General features: G+C 59.8%; 16 protein-coding genes and 1 pseudogene. 14 read left to right on the plus strand and 3 right to left on the minus strand.

Annotated features, from left to right (window positions below):
- Both RBQ93_RS12455 and hsdR read left to right on the plus strand, forming a co-directional pair.
- Positions 1-168, plus strand: a pseudogene (locus tag RBQ93_RS12455) (Fic family protein); the annotation flags it as partial.
- On the plus strand, positions 168-2,483 hold the full coding sequence (gene hsdR, locus RBQ93_RS08905; protein WP_320371759.1) for an EcoAI/FtnUII family type I restriction enzme subunit R: 2,316 nt from the start codon (positions 168-170) through the stop codon (positions 2,481-2,483). The pseudogene RBQ93_RS12455 and the gene hsdR, both read left to right, overlap by 1 nt.
- Before the next feature lie 17 nt (positions 2,484-2,500).
- Here hsdR and RBQ93_RS08910 read toward each other — a convergent pair whose 3' ends face one another.
- Positions 2,501-3,754 (minus strand): MFS transporter, encoded by a 1,254-nt coding sequence (locus RBQ93_RS08910; RefSeq protein WP_320371760.1) that lies wholly within the window; start codon positions 3,752-3,754, stop codon positions 2,501-2,503.
- Positions 3,747-4,292: a dTDP-4-dehydrorhamnose 3,5-epimerase gene (rfbC, locus tag RBQ93_RS08915; protein WP_320371761.1), complete on the minus strand. Its 546-nt coding sequence runs from the start codon at positions 4,290-4,292 to the stop codon at positions 3,747-3,749. The genes RBQ93_RS08910 and rfbC overlap by 8 nt, the downstream gene beginning before the upstream one ends.
- 112 nt (positions 4,293-4,404) lie before the next feature.
- Between rfbC and RBQ93_RS08920 the strand changes: the two genes are divergently transcribed.
- Entirely contained in the window at positions 4,405-5,676 is a 1,272-nt protein-coding gene (locus tag RBQ93_RS08920) for a pitrilysin family protein (protein ID WP_320371762.1), read from the plus strand.
- Between the two features lie 38 nt (positions 5,677-5,714).
- Here the strand turns inward: RBQ93_RS08920 and dut are convergent, their stop codons facing one another.
- Complete coding sequence (dut, locus tag RBQ93_RS08925; RefSeq protein WP_320371763.1) at positions 5,715-6,179, minus strand: dUTP diphosphatase; 465 nt, start codon at positions 6,177-6,179, stop codon at positions 5,715-5,717.
- A gap of 87 nt (positions 6,180-6,266) precedes the next feature.
- Here dut and RBQ93_RS08930 point away from each other — a divergent pair, with 87 nt between their 5' ends.
- The 11 genes from RBQ93_RS08930 (at position 6,267) to RBQ93_RS08980 (ending at position 15,332) form a co-directional block, all read left to right on the plus strand.
- Positions 6,267-7,367, plus strand: coding sequence for an aminopeptidase (locus tag RBQ93_RS08930; protein ID WP_320371764.1), 1,101 nt, complete (start codon positions 6,267-6,269; stop codon positions 7,365-7,367).
- 1 nt (position 7,368) lies between these two features.
- Entirely contained in the window at positions 7,369-7,980 is a 612-nt protein-coding gene (locus RBQ93_RS08935; protein WP_320371765.1) for an L-threonylcarbamoyladenylate synthase, read from the plus strand.
- Positions 7,981-7,997: 17 nt separating this feature from the next.
- Complete coding sequence (locus RBQ93_RS08940; protein ID WP_320371766.1) at positions 7,998-9,095, plus strand: sensor domain-containing diguanylate cyclase; 1,098 nt, start codon at positions 7,998-8,000, stop codon at positions 9,093-9,095.
- A gap of 60 nt (positions 9,096-9,155) precedes the next feature.
- Positions 9,156-10,433: an O-acetylhomoserine aminocarboxypropyltransferase/cysteine synthase gene (locus tag RBQ93_RS08945; protein WP_320371767.1), complete on the plus strand. Its 1,278-nt coding sequence runs from the start codon at positions 9,156-9,158 to the stop codon at positions 10,431-10,433.
- Between the two features lie 129 nt (positions 10,434-10,562).
- Entirely contained in the window at positions 10,563-10,931 is a 369-nt protein-coding gene (queD, locus tag RBQ93_RS08950) for a 6-carboxytetrahydropterin synthase QueD (RefSeq protein ID WP_320371768.1), read from the plus strand.
- Positions 10,924-11,670 (plus strand): 7-carboxy-7-deazaguanine synthase QueE, encoded by a 747-nt coding sequence (locus RBQ93_RS08955; protein ID WP_320371769.1) that lies wholly within the window; start codon positions 10,924-10,926, stop codon positions 11,668-11,670. The genes queD and RBQ93_RS08955 overlap by 8 nt, the downstream gene beginning before the upstream one ends.
- Positions 11,667-12,389, plus strand: coding sequence for a creatininase family protein (locus tag RBQ93_RS08960; protein ID WP_320371770.1), 723 nt, complete (start codon positions 11,667-11,669; stop codon positions 12,387-12,389). Before RBQ93_RS08955 ends, RBQ93_RS08960 begins: the two co-directional genes overlap by 4 nt.
- Positions 12,382-12,774 (plus strand): hypothetical protein, encoded by a 393-nt coding sequence (locus RBQ93_RS08965; RefSeq protein WP_320371771.1) that lies wholly within the window; start codon positions 12,382-12,384, stop codon positions 12,772-12,774. The genes RBQ93_RS08960 and RBQ93_RS08965 overlap by 8 nt, the downstream gene beginning before the upstream one ends.
- Positions 12,771-14,075: a class I SAM-dependent RNA methyltransferase gene (locus RBQ93_RS08970; RefSeq protein ID WP_320371772.1), complete on the plus strand. Its 1,305-nt coding sequence runs from the start codon at positions 12,771-12,773 to the stop codon at positions 14,073-14,075. Before RBQ93_RS08965 ends, RBQ93_RS08970 begins: the two co-directional genes overlap by 4 nt.
- A 49-nt stretch (positions 14,076-14,124) precedes the next feature.
- The gene (locus RBQ93_RS08975) at positions 14,125-14,400 is read left to right on the plus strand and encodes an HU family DNA-binding protein (protein ID WP_320371773.1); all 276 of its coding nucleotides are present in this window, start codon (positions 14,125-14,127) and stop codon (positions 14,398-14,400) included.
- A gap of 8 nt (positions 14,401-14,408) precedes the next feature.
- The gene (locus RBQ93_RS08980; protein ID WP_320371774.1) at positions 14,409-15,332 is read left to right on the plus strand and encodes an exopolyphosphatase; all 924 of its coding nucleotides are present in this window, start codon (positions 14,409-14,411) and stop codon (positions 15,330-15,332) included.
- Positions 15,333-15,439 lie beyond the last annotated feature (107 nt).

Raw genomic sequence — 15,439 nt, forward strand, 5'->3', positions numbered from 1 at the left:
GGCATCGCCAAACGTCAGACCGCCTCGCTGTATCTGAAACAGTTGGTCCGGATCGGCGTACTGACCGAACTGGATGCGGGGAAGGAAAAGCTGTTCATTCACCCCAAGTTGCTACAACTGCTGACGCGCGACAGCAATGCATTTGTTCCCTACGGGAAGACCGCCTGATGAACGAAGCCGAAACCAGAGCCGAGCATATTGACCCCGCCCTGCAGGCCGCTGGCTGGGGTGTGGTGGCAGGTAGCCGCATCCGGCGGGAATACCCGATCACCTTAGGCCGGATCGAAGGCCACGGCAAACGGGGTAAGGCGCTGACGGCTGACTACGTGCTGGAATACCGCAACACCAAGCTGGCGGTGGTGGAGGCCAAGGCGTGGGACAAGCCTTGTACCTCCGGGGTCGCCCAAGCCAAGGAGTATGCCGGTAAGCTGGCGATCCGTTTCACCTACGCCACCAACGGCCAGGGTATCTACAGTATTGATATGGAGACGGGCACAGAAGGTGAGTTGTCGCAGTACCCCACCCCGGATGAGCTCTGGAACCTGACCTTTGCGACTCGCAACGGATGGCGTGACCGCTTTGCTGCGGTGCCGTTTGAAGATCGGGGCGGCTACTTTCAAGGGCGCTACTATCAGGACATCGCCGTTGAACGGGTACTGCGGGCAGTTGCTGATCATCAAGACCGTATCCTGCTGACCCTGGCCACCGGAACCGGCAAGACCTTTATCGCCTTTCAGCTTGCCTGGAAGCTGTTTCAGAGCCGCTGGAACCTGACTGACTGGAAAAAGGAGGGCGAGCCGACCCGCCGCCCCCGCATTCTGTTCCTGGCTGACCGCAATATTCTGGCAGATCAGGCCTACAACGCCTTCTCAGCCTTCCCTGAAGATGCCCTGGTGCGGATTGCCCCGGATGAGATCAAGAAAAAGGGTAAAGTCCCCAAGAACGGCAGCATCTTCTTCACCATCTTCCAAACCTTCATGAGCGGGTACAACGATACCCCCTACTTTGGCGAGTATCCGCCGGATTTCTTCGATTGCATCATTATTGACGAGTGCCACCGGGGCGGCGCCAATGACGAGAGCAACTGGCGGGGGATTCTGGAATACTTCAGCCCTGCGGTGCAGCTTGGCCTGACCGCCACCCCCAAACGCAAGGACAACGTGGATACCTATGCCTACTTTGGTGAGCCGGTCTACATCTACTCGCTGAAGGATGGCATCAATGACGGCTATCTGACCCCCTTCCGGGTAAAGCAGATCTCCACCACCCTGGATGAATATATCTACATTCCTGATGATACGGTTATTGAGGGGCAGATCGAGGCGGGCAGGGTCTACGAGGAATCTGACTTTAACAAGATCATCGAGATCAAGGAGCGGGAAAAGAAGCGGGTTGAGCTGTTCCTGTCCATGATCGACCAGCAGGAAAAGAGCCTGGTGTTCTGCGCTACCCAGGATCATGCCCTGGCGGTGCGTGACCTGATCAATCAGCTGAAGACCAGCCCTGATCCCAACTACTGCCAGCGGGTGACCGCCAATGACGGCGTATTGGGTGAACAGCACCTGCGGGATTTTCAGGATAACGAGAAGACCATTCCCACCATCCTGACCACCTCGCAAAAACTCTCAACCGGCGTGGATGCCCGTAACATTCGCAACATCGTGCTGATGCGGCCGGTTAATTCCATGATCGAGTTCAAGCAGATCATCGGACGGGGAACCCGGCTGTATGACGGCAAGGATTACTTCACCATCTACGACTTTGTGAAGGCCCACCACCATTTCTGTGATCCTGAGTGGGACGGCGAACCGATGGAAGAAGTTGAAAAAGCGATAAGTCGTCCGCGCCCCATAGAGCCTGGAGAAGTCACAAGAGAAAAGCAGCCGCCAAGACAGAAGGCAAAGGTTAAACTGGCTGATGGCAAAGAGCGCAGCATCCAACACATGAGCGTTACCAGCTTCTGGCACCCTGACGGCACGCCGATGTCGGCCCAGCAGTTTATGGAACTGCTGTTCGGCAGGCTGCCGGAGTTCTTCAAAAATGAGGAAGAGTTGCGGGGGCTCTGGAGCCGACCGGATACCCGCAGGAAACTGCTGGAAGGGCTGGCAGAAAAGGGATTCGGTCATGACCAGCTGGCCGAGATGCAGCGGATCATTGACGCCGAGAAAAGCGATCTGTTCGATGTGCTGGCCCATGTGGCCTACGCCATGCCGCCGCTGACCCGTGAAGAACGGGCAGGCAAGGCCCGCACCCTGATCACCCAGCATTTTAACAACAAACTGCAACTGTTTCTGGACTTTGTGCTGGCCCATTACGTGGATGTTGGCGTGGAGGAGCTGGATCAGGCCAAGTTGACACCACTCTTAAAACTGAAATACCGTGACTCAATTCCCGATGCAGTGGCTGACCTGGGACAGACCCCAGCGGAGATCGGTCAGGCCTTTGCCGGGTTCCAGCAGTATCTGTATCCGCCGAGCCGCTAACTGATGCAGTGAATAGTCTACCGCTTCCCTCGGGCCATCCTGCTGCTGTCAGGATGCCTGCGCAGGAGCCACATGCAGACCGGCCCGCACAGGGCCCCCAATCCCACGGTGGTAAAGGCGACCCCCCAGGCTCCATTCACGCCGGGCCAGGGCTGCCAGTCCTGGAAACGGTCCAGTGCCCAGCCGAAGACGGTGGGTGAGATCATGCCCATGGTGTAGCCGATCAGCGATTGCATCCCCATGGCGGCCCCCAGGTAGCCGGGCGCCACCAGTTCGGTCAGGCCGGTGGAGAAGACCGGCGATTCGGCCACGATCAGCCAGCCGTACAGAATCCCCACGGCCAGAGTCAACCAGAGGTTGGTGTTGATCAGCCAGCCGAACAGGAAGGAACAGCCGGCGCTGGACAGCATGACCAGCGTGATGGTGATGGTGCGGCCGAAGCGATCGGAGAGGCTGCCGGTGATGGCGGTGGAGAAGGCGCCGACCCCCACCAGAACGGCGGCAATGGTGGCCGCTGTGGCGGTGGCGGTGGACGAGGCCACGCCCCAGCCGGTGAGGGCGGCGGCAAAGAATGGCGCCAGCCAGCTGCGCATGCCGTACATCTCCCACATATGGCTGGCATAGCCCAGGATGATCAGCAGGGCCGGCCGGTTGGTGAGAATCTCGCCGGTAAATCCTCTTGGGCTGCGTGGCACCGGGGCAGGTCGGTAGCCACGGAAGACAAACAGCGACAGACCGGCCCCCAAAAATACCCCGGCCGAGCAGACCAGCATGGCGGTGCGCCAATCCCAGAGGCTGGTGATAACCCCCGGCACCACCAGCGACAGCGAGGCCCCCAAGACCAGGGCGCCGACGTAGATGCCGATGGCCCGACCCCGGCGGTGGCTCTCGAACCGTTCCGCCACCAGTTTGAGGCCCGGCATGTAGGTGCCGCCCATGCCGATGCCGGTCAGCCCCCGCAGAATCAGGCCGCTGGTGAAGTCGTGGGCAAACAGGCCGAATAGCAGGTTGGCCAGGCCGGACCAGAGTGCGGCGGTGATGAAGATGTTGCGGATGTTGAGCCGGTCGGAGAGGGTGGAGAGCAGTACGCCGGAGGCGATGTAGCCCAGTTGATAGACCGAGAAGATGATGCCGGCCTGGGTGTTGGACATACCCCATTCGGCCTTGAGTAACGGCAGAATGGCGGAATAGTTGATGAAGACCAGCATGATGAACAGCTGGCTGGTGCAGAGCAGCAGCAACCAGCGGCTATTGCTGCGCTGGTCAGTCAAAGGTTTCAGCCTCGGCCAGCAGGCAACCCTGGCCGTCTTTGGCGGAGAGCAGCGGCTGGCCGTTCAGGGGCCAGCTGATGCCGATGGCCGGGTCGTTCCAGGCGATGCAGCGCTCATGCTCCGGCGCGTAGTAGTTGCTGGCCAGGTAGAGTACCTCGGCTGTGGGGGATGTGACGCAGAAGCCGTGGGCAAATCCTTCAGGAATCCAGATCTGGCGTTTGTTATCCGCTGAGAGGGTGATGCCGTACCACTGGCCGAAGTGGGGCGATGAACGGCTGATATCCACCGCCACATCGAATATCTCGCCGCTGACCACCCGCACCAGCTTGCCCTGGGGCTGGCTGATCTGATAATGCAGACCCCGCAACACGTTCTGGGCCGAGCGGGAGTGGTTGTGCTGGACAAAGTGGTGTTCCAGACCGGTCAGTTCGTGCCAGACCCGCTGGTTAAAGCTTTCGAAAAAGAAGCCCCGGTCGTCGCCGAACACCTTGGGTTCAATGATCAAGACACCGGGCAGGGGGGTGGTTATGCACTGCATGGGCTACCTCACGGATGGGTTACTAGGCCTGTCATAGCAGATGTTACGGGCCTTCTGCAAGAAACTGATGGGAGGAGTGGAAAAATTGGAAAACTGCGGTAGGCTATCCAGCATGGTACAGGAAACGACATTCAACAACGGTGTGCGGCTGGTGACCCAGCAGGTGCCGGGCATGCATACGATCACGCTGGGTATCTGGGTGGCCAACGGCGCCCGCCAGGAACAACCGTCCATAAGCGGCGTGGCCCACTTTATCGAGCACCTGCTGTTCAAGGGCACTGAACGGCGCAACGCCCGCCAGATCTCGCGGGAGATCGATTCACTGGGCGGGATACTGAACGCCTTCACCGGCCACGAGTACGTCTGCTACTACGCCAAGGCCTTAACCCGCTTTCTGCCGCAGGTGTCCGATATCCTGAGCGACATGTTCCTCAATTCGATCTTCCCGGCCGAGGAGATCGAAAAAGAGCGTAATGTGGTGCTGCAGGAGATCAAGATGCGGGACGACACCCCGGAGGAGGCGATCCACGACCGTTTCCACCTGAGCTTCTGGCAGGGACACCCTCTGGGGCATGCGATCCTGGGCAGCACCGAGACCATCAGCGCCATCAGCCGCGAGGCGATTGTGGCCCACAAGCAGCAGTGGTACCGGCCCAGCGAGATCGTGATTGCCGCTGCCGGCGGGGTGGAACACCAGCAGCTGGTGGATCTGCTGGAAGGTCCCTTTTCTGCCCTGAGCCCCGGCGAGCCGCGCCGCGAGACCGGCAGCTGCAGCCGCCCCTCCAAGGGGCGGGTGGTGGAGCTGTCGGAACGTGATCTGGAACAGACCCTGATCTGCCTGGGCACCGATGGTCTGCCGCACACCGATCCGGGCCGCTATGCCCTGGTGGTGCTGAACACCATCCTGGGCGGCGGCATGAGCTCGCGCCTGTTTCAGGAGATTCGTGAAAAGCGCGGTCTGGCCTATTCGGTTTACTCCTATCTCAGCTCCTACAGTGATGCCGGTGCGCTGACGGTCTATGCTGGTACCGACCGGGGGCGGAGTTGTGAAGCGGTCAAGATTGTGTTAGCTGAGATGGGGCGCCTGCGCGACGAGCTGGTGGCTGAGGATGAGCTGAACGCCGCCCGGGAGCAGATCAAGGGCAAGATTCTGATGTCGCTGGAGTCCAGCGACAGCTACATGTCACGGCTGGCCCGCAGCTATCTTTACTACGGCCGCTATCAGCCGCTGGAGGAGCTGATGGCCGGTTTCGACGCCGTCAGCGCCGTCGACTTGCAGCAGCTGGCCGGCAGACTGTTCCAAGACAGTTCTCTGAATGTACAGGTGATGGGCAAGGTGGATCCGACCTGTTTCACCACCAACCGTGAACTGATCAGCCTGTAACCTTTGCGGGGCATGGCCGCTGGCCGTGCCCCGTCTTGTCACCCCCGACCGGTGTGGCCGAAGCCGCCTGCCCCTCGCGCACTCTCCTCGCTGAACTGCTCCACCACCCGTAAACTGGCCTGCACCACCGGCACAAACAGCAGTTGGCAGATCCGCTCGCCGGGTTGGATGCTGTACGGCTGCTGTCCCTGGTTGCGGATGCCGATCTTGATCTCGCCCTGATAGTCACTGTCGATCACACCGATAGTGTTGGCCAGCACGATGCCGTGCTTGATACCCAACCCTGAACGGGGGGCCAGGATGGCCACCAGACCGGGATCGTGGATGCCGATGGCGATGCCGCTGGGAATGGTGACGGTCTCGCCGGGGGCCACCGTGATCTCGTTGTCCAGGCAGGCTCGCAGGTCAAGGGCGGCGGAACCGTCGGTGGCGTAGGCCGGCAGGGGGATCTGGTTGCCGATCAGTGGGCTCATGATTTTGGTTTCAATCTCACGGTGTTTCATGTAAAAAATCCCTTCTGAAAGCTGATTGAATGCGTTTTTATCGTAAAGACGCCCGGACGGAAAGCGAAAACAGAACAAGGAGTGACTATGCGTGATCCCCGCGTGGCTGACATGGCCAGGGTCTTGGTTGACTATTCCACCCGCATCAAGAAGGGCGACCGGGTCTTGATCTCGGCGGCCGGTTTTGAGGCGGCCCCGCTGGTGAAGGAGCTGTACGCCCTCTGTCTGCAGCGGGGCGCCGAGTATGTGGAGTACAGCTTCAACCATCCCGAGATCGACCGTCAGTTCTATAACCTGGCCTCCAAGAAACAGTTGGCAGTCTTTCCCCAGCACAAGCTGGATTTCTACAAGACCCTGACTGCCTACATCGGCATCTCGGCTGGTGAAAATTCGATGGTTAACGCCACCAGCAACCAGCAGTCCATGGTGGCCTACCAGAAGTTGACCCGTCCCCTGGTGGACCAGCGGGTCAAGCACACCAAGTGGGTCGTGACCCGGTACCCGACCAACGGTGCGGCCCAGGAAGCCAAGATGAGTCTGGAGGAGTACGAGGACTATCTGTTCAGCGCCTGCAACGTGGACTGGGCCGCTGAATCCCGCAAGATGGAGGCCTTGAAGAAGCTAATGGACACAACCGACCGGGTACGGTTGGTGGGGCCGGACACCGATCTGCGTTTCAGCATCAAGGGGCTTAACAGCATCAAGTGCGACGGCCGCTTCAACATCCCGGACGGCGAGGTGTTCACTGCGCCGGTCAAGGACTCGGTGCAGGGGCATATCACCTACAACTGCCCCACCATCTACCAGGGCAAGGAGTTCAACAACATCCGGCTGGAGTTCAAGGACGGCAGGATCGTCAAGGCCGACGCCGGCGCCATGAGCGCGGCCCTCAACAAGATTCTGGACACCGATGATGGTTCCCGCTACGTAGGTGAGTTCGCGGTGGGGGTCAACCCCAATATCCGCACCCCGATGCGCAACATCCTGTTTGACGAGAAGATCTTTGGCTCGATCCACTTTACCCCCGGCCAGGCCTATGACGAGGCCGACAACGGCAACCGTTCCGCGGTACACTGGGACATGGTGCGGTTGATGCAGGACGGCGAGATCTGGTTCGATGACCGTCTGATCCAGAAAAAGGGGCGTTTTGTGCTGCCGGCACTGGAAGCGCTGAACCCGGAGAAGTAGCATGCTGCTGGAGATCAATCCCGACAATCCGCAACCACGCCTGATCGCCCAGGTGGCCCGCTCTCTGCAGGATGGGGGCGTGATCGCTTACCCCACCGACACCACCTACGGCATCGGCTGCTCAATCTTTAACAAAAAGGGGCTGGAGCGGATCTATCAGGTCAAGCAGCGGGATAAGCGCAAACCGTTTTCCTTTATCTGCAGCGACCTGGCCGAGGTGTCACGCTATGCCCGGCTTACCAATATGGCCTTTAAGGCGATGAAGCGTTGCCTGCCCGGTCCCTACACCTTTGTGCTGGAGGCCAGCCGTGAGGTGCCCGACCTGTTGACCACCCGCCAGAAGACGGTCGGCATCCGCATTCCCGACAACCGGATCTGCATGGCGATCGTGCAGCAGCTGGGGGCGCCGATCGTTACCACCAGCGCCAACCTGACCGGGGAGGAACCGGTGGGGGATCCGTTCGAGATCCAACGAATTTTCGGCAATGGGCTCGATCTGGTGGTGGATGGCGGGCTGTTGACCACCGATGTCAGCACCGTGATCAGCATGATCGGCGACCGGCCTGAGGTGCTGCGCCAAGGCGCCGGCCTGTGCGACTGGTTACATGGCTAACCAACCAAGGAGGCGCTATGGTGCCGGCCCATATGCGTAACAATGAGGATGTCGTTGATCTGCTGTCCCGCAGAAATGCCGAGATGGCATCCCTGCTGGAGATCGGCAAGACGCTGACCTCGTCGTTGGAGCTGCGTGATGTGCTCAAAGGGATCATGGCCCAGCTGGAACGGCTGTTACAGCCCCAGATCTGGTCATTGCTGCTTAAAGATGAGGAGACTGGTGAGCTGACCTTTGAGATCGCGGTTTCGCCCGTCTCAAACGATCTGAAAGGGATGCGGCTGCAGCCCGGCCAGGGGGTTGCCGGTTGGGTGGCGCAGCAAGGCGAGGCGTTGCTGATCCCTGATGTGTCCAAGGATACTCGTTTTGATAATAGTGTTGCCAATGCAGTCGATTACCCGGTTTCGTCGATCGCCTGTGTGCCGCTCAAGATTCGTGAGCGGGTCCTGGGGGTGCTGGAGCTGATCGGGGTCGACGGCAGCGAACCGTTCAACCCCGAGAATATGCCGCTCTTGGGGGCGCTGGCCGACTTTGCGGCCATTGCCATCGACAACGCCCGCAACTACCAGCGGATCAGCGAGCTGGTGATTACCGATGACCTGACCGGCCTGTACAACGCCCGGCATTTTCATGAATTGCTGGAATATGAGGTGGATCGCGCCAAACGCTACGGCAGTCAGGTTTCACTGCTGTTTCTGGACCTGGATCACTTCAAGGAGGTTAACGACACCTACGGCCATCTGGTGGGGAGCCGGGTGATCGCCGAAGTGGGGCATCTGATCCGCCGCCATATCCGCTCCGCCGACCGTGCTGCCCGCTACGGTGGCGATGAATATGTGATTGTGCTGCCCAACACCGGCAAGCAGGGTGCCCTGTCGGCAGCCACCAAGATGCTGGAGCGTCTGCACGAGCATAGCTTTCAGGCCGACTCCGGTGAGCAGATTTCGATGACTGCCAGTTTTGGTGTGGCTACCTATCCCGATGACGCCCCCAACAAGACCGAACTGATCCGGGCCGCCGATACGGCCATGTACGATGCCAAAGAAGGCGGCCGGAACGGCGTCTGCTCGTTTGAAAACGACTTCATTAAAAAATATGAGATGCCCGGAAAATGAACTTGACTTAAAATGTATGGAATGTGTAGGGTGGCTTATCCTTAAAATTGGAGAACAACCATGACTGTTCAACAATCCCTGGCCACCCTGGCCCTGCATGCCGGCCACGATCCTGCAGCCGATCCCACCCTTTCGCGGGCAGTGCCGATCTACCAGACCAGTTCCTACGTCTTCAAAAGCAGCGAGCATGCCGCCAACCTGTTTGCCCTCAAAGAGTTCGGCAATATCTATACCCGCCTGATGAACCCCACCACCGATGTGCTGGAAAAACGGATGGCCGCCTTGGACGGCGGGGTGGCCGCCTTGGCGCTGGCCTCCGGCCAGGCTGCCATCAGTTATACCATCATGACTCTGGCCAGGGCCGGTCAGAATATCGTTGCTTCCAGTGCGTTGTACGGTGGCACCTATACGCTGTTTCACCACACCCTGCCGCGCTTCGGCATCACCACCCGTTTTGTGGACAGCAGCGATCCGGAAAACTACCGCCGGGCCATTGACGAGAATACCCGTCTGATCTACTGCGAGTCGATCGGCAACCCCAACAATAACGTCGATGATTTCGAGGCGGTGGCCAGGATCGCCCACGAAGCTGGTATTCCGCTGGTGGTGGACAACACCGTCACCACGCCGGCCCTCTTCCGGCCGTTGGAGCATGGCGCCGATATTGTGGTCTACTCGCTGACCAAATTTATCGGCGGTCACGGCACCAGCATCGGCGGCTGTGTGGTGGATGGCGGCCGCTTCCCCTGGGATAACGGCAAGTTCCCCGAATTTACCGAGCCTGATCCGGCCTACCATGGCGCGGTTTTCTGGCAGGCGGTGGGCAACCTGTCGTTCATCATCAAGATGCGGGTTCAATTGCTGCGCGACCTGGGGGCTTGCCTGTCCCCCTTCAACGCATTCCAGTTTATTCAGGGGCTGGAAACCCTGCAGGTGCGTATGCCGCGCCATGTGGAGAACGCGCAGCAGGTGGCCCAGTGGCTGGAACAGCAGCCCCAGGTGGCCTGGGTCAATTATCCTGGGCTGACATCCCATCCAGATCATCAGCGGGCGCAGCGCTACCTGCCTGATGGCGCCGGCGCCATCATCGGCTTCGGTGTCAAGGGGGGTAGCGAGGCTGCGCTGCGTTTCATCGACCGGCTCAAGTTGGCCTCGCATCTGGCCAATATCGGCGATGCCAAGACCCTGGTGATCCATCCGGCCAGCACCACCCACCAGCAATTAAGCGAGGATGAGCAGCGCGCCGCTGGGGTTACGCCGGATTTCATTCGTCTTTCGGTGGGTATCGAAGGCGTACACGACATTATCGCCGATCTGGAGCAGGCCCTGCAGGGATAACGAGACCACCGGTGCGGGTTCGTCGTTGACTGGGTTTGTATACGTATGTTTGCATCAGTGGGGTGGCCTTGCGGTCGCCCCTTATTTTGTGTACTATGTCCGCCTATTTGCATCAATGAAAGGAAGCCCATGTATCGTCTGACCATCAAGACCGGCTTTGCTGCCGCCCATAATCTTATCAACTATCAGGGGGATTGCGAAAATCTCCACGGCCACAACTGGAAGGTGGAAGTGACCGTCACCGCCCGCGAACTGGACCAGGCCGGCATGGCCATCGATTTTAAGGTGCTGAAGAAAGAGACCAATGCGCTGCTGGATGAGCTGGACCACAAGTACGTCAACCAGCATGAGTTCTTCAAGGAGTTGTCACCCTCCTCTGAAAACATCGCCCGTTTTCTCTACCAGCGTCTGTCGCAACAACTGAATAACGGCAATATCACCGTCGAAAAGATTGGGGTCTGGGAGTCGGACAATGCCTGTGCCGAGTACTATGAATAGCAGCACACCGTTGATCGAAATCTTTTCATCGTTGCAGGGGGAAGGGGTGTTGGCCGGCTATCGCCAGATCTTTATCCGCCTGCCTGGCTGTAACCTGGACTGCGCCTACTGCGACACCAGTATCGAGGCGCCGGCGGTCTGTCGGGTGGAAACCTCGCCGGGCAGCGGCCAGTTTCAAGAGATTCCCCAGCCGGTTTCGTTACAGACGGTGCTGGATATCGTGCATCGTTGGTGCAAGGAACTGCCCGATGCCCATCACTCGATCAGCATCACCGGTGGCGAGCCGCTCTTGCACGCCGACCTGCTGGCGCAGTGGTTGCCGGAACTGAACATCCTGCTGCCGATCCACCTGGAGACCAACGGCACCCTGCCGGATGCCGTGTCGCGTTTGATTGAGCACCTGGATTTTATCTGCATGGACATCAAACTGCCCTCTGCCGCAGCCACACCGGAGCTGTGGGAGGAACACCGCCGTTTTCTGGAGGCGGCCCGGGAGCGGGATGTCTCGGTCAAGGTGGTGGTGGGTGAACTGACTGCTGATCAGGAACTAGTCAAAGCCTGTAAACTGGTTGCCACAATAGATGATGAAATACCATTAGTAATACAGCCTGTTACCGACAGAGATGGTAGGGTTGCTGTGCCGGCGCAGCGTCTGATGCGGCTGCAGGCCCTGGCCAGCAGACAGCTGTACGATGTGCGGGTGCTGCCCCAGCTGCATCGTTTTATGGAGGTCTTGTGATTCTGGAAGCGATGACCATGCCGCAGGTTGAGGCCGGGCTCACAAGGTGTAAAACCGTGTACATTCCCTTTGGTTCATTGGAGGAGCATGGCAGCCACCTGCCGCTCAGTACCGACACGATCCAGGCCTACGAGGTGGGCAAACGGGCCGCTGAACGGATTCCGTTGTTCGTAGCGCCGCCGATCCACTACGGTAACTGTCGCTCCACCAACCAGCATCCCGGCACCATCTCCATCTCCACCACCACCCTGCGCGGCCTGCTGAAGGATCTGGTCCGTTCCTTCTACGGTCAGGGCTTCCGAAATGTGATCGTGCTGACCGGTCATGCCGGCGGCGCCCACCGGATGGCGCTGCAGGATGCCGGTGAGGAGCTGCTGCTGGAGCTGCCGGAGCTGCGCATAGCCGTGGTCACCGAGTATGAACTGGCCAAGGAACAGGGACGGGGGCTGGTAGAGACCCCAAACGACGCCCATGCCGGCGAGATTGAGACCTCCCGTATCATGCACAGCCATCCTCAGCTGGTGCAGGGCAGCGCCCCCGCTGAATACCCCAGTTTTCCCACCGGTATCCTGGTGCGGGATAAGCGAAAATATTGGCCCGGCGGGGTGTGGGGCGATCCCTCCAAGGCTTCAGCTGACAAGGGTGCCAAGCTTGAAGAGCTGGTGGTTGTCAAGGTGGTGGAGCTGGTGAGGCAGCTGGAAGAGGGGCGCTATGTCTGAGCAGGGCGCCCTGATGGTTCGCGAGTTTGCCAACGGCCTGAAATTGGAGTTGGTTGACACCTCCCGTCACTATTTCGGCGGCTACTGGCGGTTGAGCATCGAGGCCCGTTGTCTGGTGCCGTTGTCAGCTGCCACTATTGACGACCCGGAGCGCCTTGCGGAGCTGCGGCGTCAGTTGGGGGACCCGGTGCCGTTGGTGCGCAGTGTCGAGCAGATGGCCGTGCCGCCGGAGCTGGTTGACGAGACCCGCGCCGCCCTGCAGCAGCGCCTGTTGACGCAACTGGAACCGCTTTTGGAACATCCTGATTTTGCTGCCCGCTTTATCGCTAAAGAATATCAGCAACGGATCAAGCGTACCCTGCGCGGTATCCCCTGTCTGTCATGAAGCACGCCGAGTTGACCATTGATCGCCTGGCCTTCGGTGGCAGCGGGGTAGGGCGGCTTGAGGGCAAGGTCTGCTTTGTGCCGTTCAGCGCCCCCGGTGATCGTCTGACCGTGCGGGTGACGAAGGAACACCGTTCCTGGCTGGAGGGAGAGCTGGTCGAGCTGCTGGAACCGTCGTCGCTGCGTGTGCATCCTTGTTGCCCGGCCTTTGGCCAGTGTGGCGGCTGCGATTGGCAGCATCTGGGCTACCCAGCCCAGGCCGAGGCCAAGCGTTTGATCCTGCTGGAGACCTTGCAGCGGGTCGGCAGATTGATCGATCCGCCGGTGGGGCCGACCATGGCTGCTCCCAGCCCCTACGGCTACCGGGCTCGGGCCCAGTTCAAGCTGCACCGTGCCCCGGATGGTCTTAAGGCTGGCTTTTACCGGCGCGGTTCCCGTTTTGTGATCGATCTGCCCCAGGGCTGCCCGGTGGTGACCGATGCCATTAATGGCGCCCTGGCGCGACTCAGGCTGCTGCTGGAAGATCTGCCGGATGCTGATCGCGTGCCGCAGATCAGTATTGAACAGGGCGAGCAGGGCTGCCATGCCATCGTGCATTACATCGGTAACGATCCGCAACGGCTGGTGGCCTTGCTTGCCAGTCATGAAGCGTCCCTGGCGCTTGCTGGCCTGTTTTTGCAGAGTGGCCGCAAGGATACGCTGCTGCCGGTCTTTGGTGACCAGCGGATCAGCTACCGGGTGCCGGCCGGCGCAGGTGAGATGACCTTAGGCTACGGTATCGGCGGGTTTTCCCAGGTCAACCGGCAGCAAAACCGGGCCATGATCGAGCGGGTACGGCAGCTGGTGCGGCCGGTGGCCGACGGGCGCCTGCTGGACCTGTACTGCGGCAATGGCAACTTCTCCCTGCCACTGGCCGATCTGTTCGCCCAGGTGGTGGGTATTGAAGGCTATCAGCCCTCGATTGCATCGGCTGTTGACAACAGCCGTCAAGTTCGTGTAAACAATAGCACTTTCCGATGTGCCGATGTCGGGGCTGAACTGCAGCAGCTGGTGGCACGGAATGAACGCTTTGCAACCGTGTTGCTTGATCCGCCGCGCAGCGGCGCGTTGGAGGCAGTTAAACTGCTGCCGCAGCTGAAACCGCAGCAGGTTGTGTATGTCTCCTGCGACCCCGGCACCCTGGCCCGTGACCTGGCAATCCTGATCAATCAGGGCGGCTATCGCCTGGAGAACGCCTTGCCGTTGGACATGTTTCCCCAGACCGGCCACCTGGAGACCATTGCCAGTCTGACCCACAGCTAGAAATCGCCCTTTGCGCGTTTTTAAGTATCCACCACTGAAGGAGTGTGCCATGAACAAGTCGGAACTGATCGAAGCCTTTGCCGCCCAGCGTGATATCTCACACAAGCGGGCCGAAGAGGTGGTCAACATGATCTTCAACTCGATGAGCGAAGCGATGATTAACGGCGAGCGGATCGAGATCCGTGGCCTGGGAAGCTTTGTGGTCAAGGAATACGGCGCCTACACCGGCCGCAACCCCAAGACCGGCGAGCCGATCAAGGTGAACCCCAAGAAGTTGCCGTTTTTCAAGGTGGGCAAGGAACTCAAGGAGCGTATCTTCGGTTAGTAATGTCGATGCCGCAGCGGATTGCCGCCATTGATTTCGGGACCAATACCGCCCGCTTGCTGATCGCCGACCGTTATCCTGAGGGGCGTTTTGAACAGGTGTCATTGATGAGGGCCATCGTCCGGCTGGGCGGTGGCTTTTGTCGTCAGCAGGGACTGGCTGATGACGCCATGCAACGGGCCTTGTCCTGCCTGCGTGACTTTCGTGATGAAATCAGTCGGCTGGGTGTGCAGGCGGTACGGGCCGTGGCCACCAGTGCTGTGCGTGACGCCGTAAACGGTCCAGCCTTTGTGGCGCAGGTAGAAGGTGAAACCGGTATCCGGCTGCGGGTGATCGACGGCCAGACCGAGGGCAGCATCACCCTGCAGGGGGTGCTGGCCGGTCTTGATCAGCGCCCGGACAGCCTGTTGTTGTTTGATGTGGGTGGCGGCAGCACCGAATATACCTTTGCGCAGGGTACCACCCACCGTTTCGTCCACAGTCTGCCGTTGGGTGTGGTGCGGCTGACTGAAGGCAAGGGCGAGCCCTTCGCCATGGCTGAAAAGATCAACCGGGAGCTGGACACCCTTGAGACGCATATGGCCAGTGACCAACTGCAGATCGATCCTGCCACGACGCTCTTGATCGGTACTGCCGGAACCGCCACCACCCTGGCGGCCCTGAGCCTCAAGATGGCCGAGTACGACTACCGCAAGGTCAACAACCTGGTGCTGGACAAGAGCGAAATCCAGCGCATCTACGACCAGCTGCTGCCACTGTCGCCGTCGGAGCGTCTGCAGCTGCCCGGTCTGGAGCCGGGGCGTGAGGATCTGATCATCGCCGGGGCGCTGATCACCCTGCTGACCCTGCAGCGCTTCCATTTTGATCAGATGAAGGTGAGTGATTACAGTCTGCTGGAAGGGCTGGTGGTCACGGATCTGCTGGATGCCTGATCCCTCCGAAAAGTTGTTCCCCTGCTGAAAAACTTTCCAAACCTGTTACACTGCTAGTACGTGAGCACAACGTCCTTAGGTCCTACCCCGTCGAACGAGGTAAAGCC

Source organism: Trichlorobacter sp. (assembly GCF_034008105.1).
In the GTDB taxonomy this organism is placed as follows: Bacteria; Desulfobacterota; Desulfuromonadia; order Geobacterales; family Pseudopelobacteraceae; genus Trichlorobacter.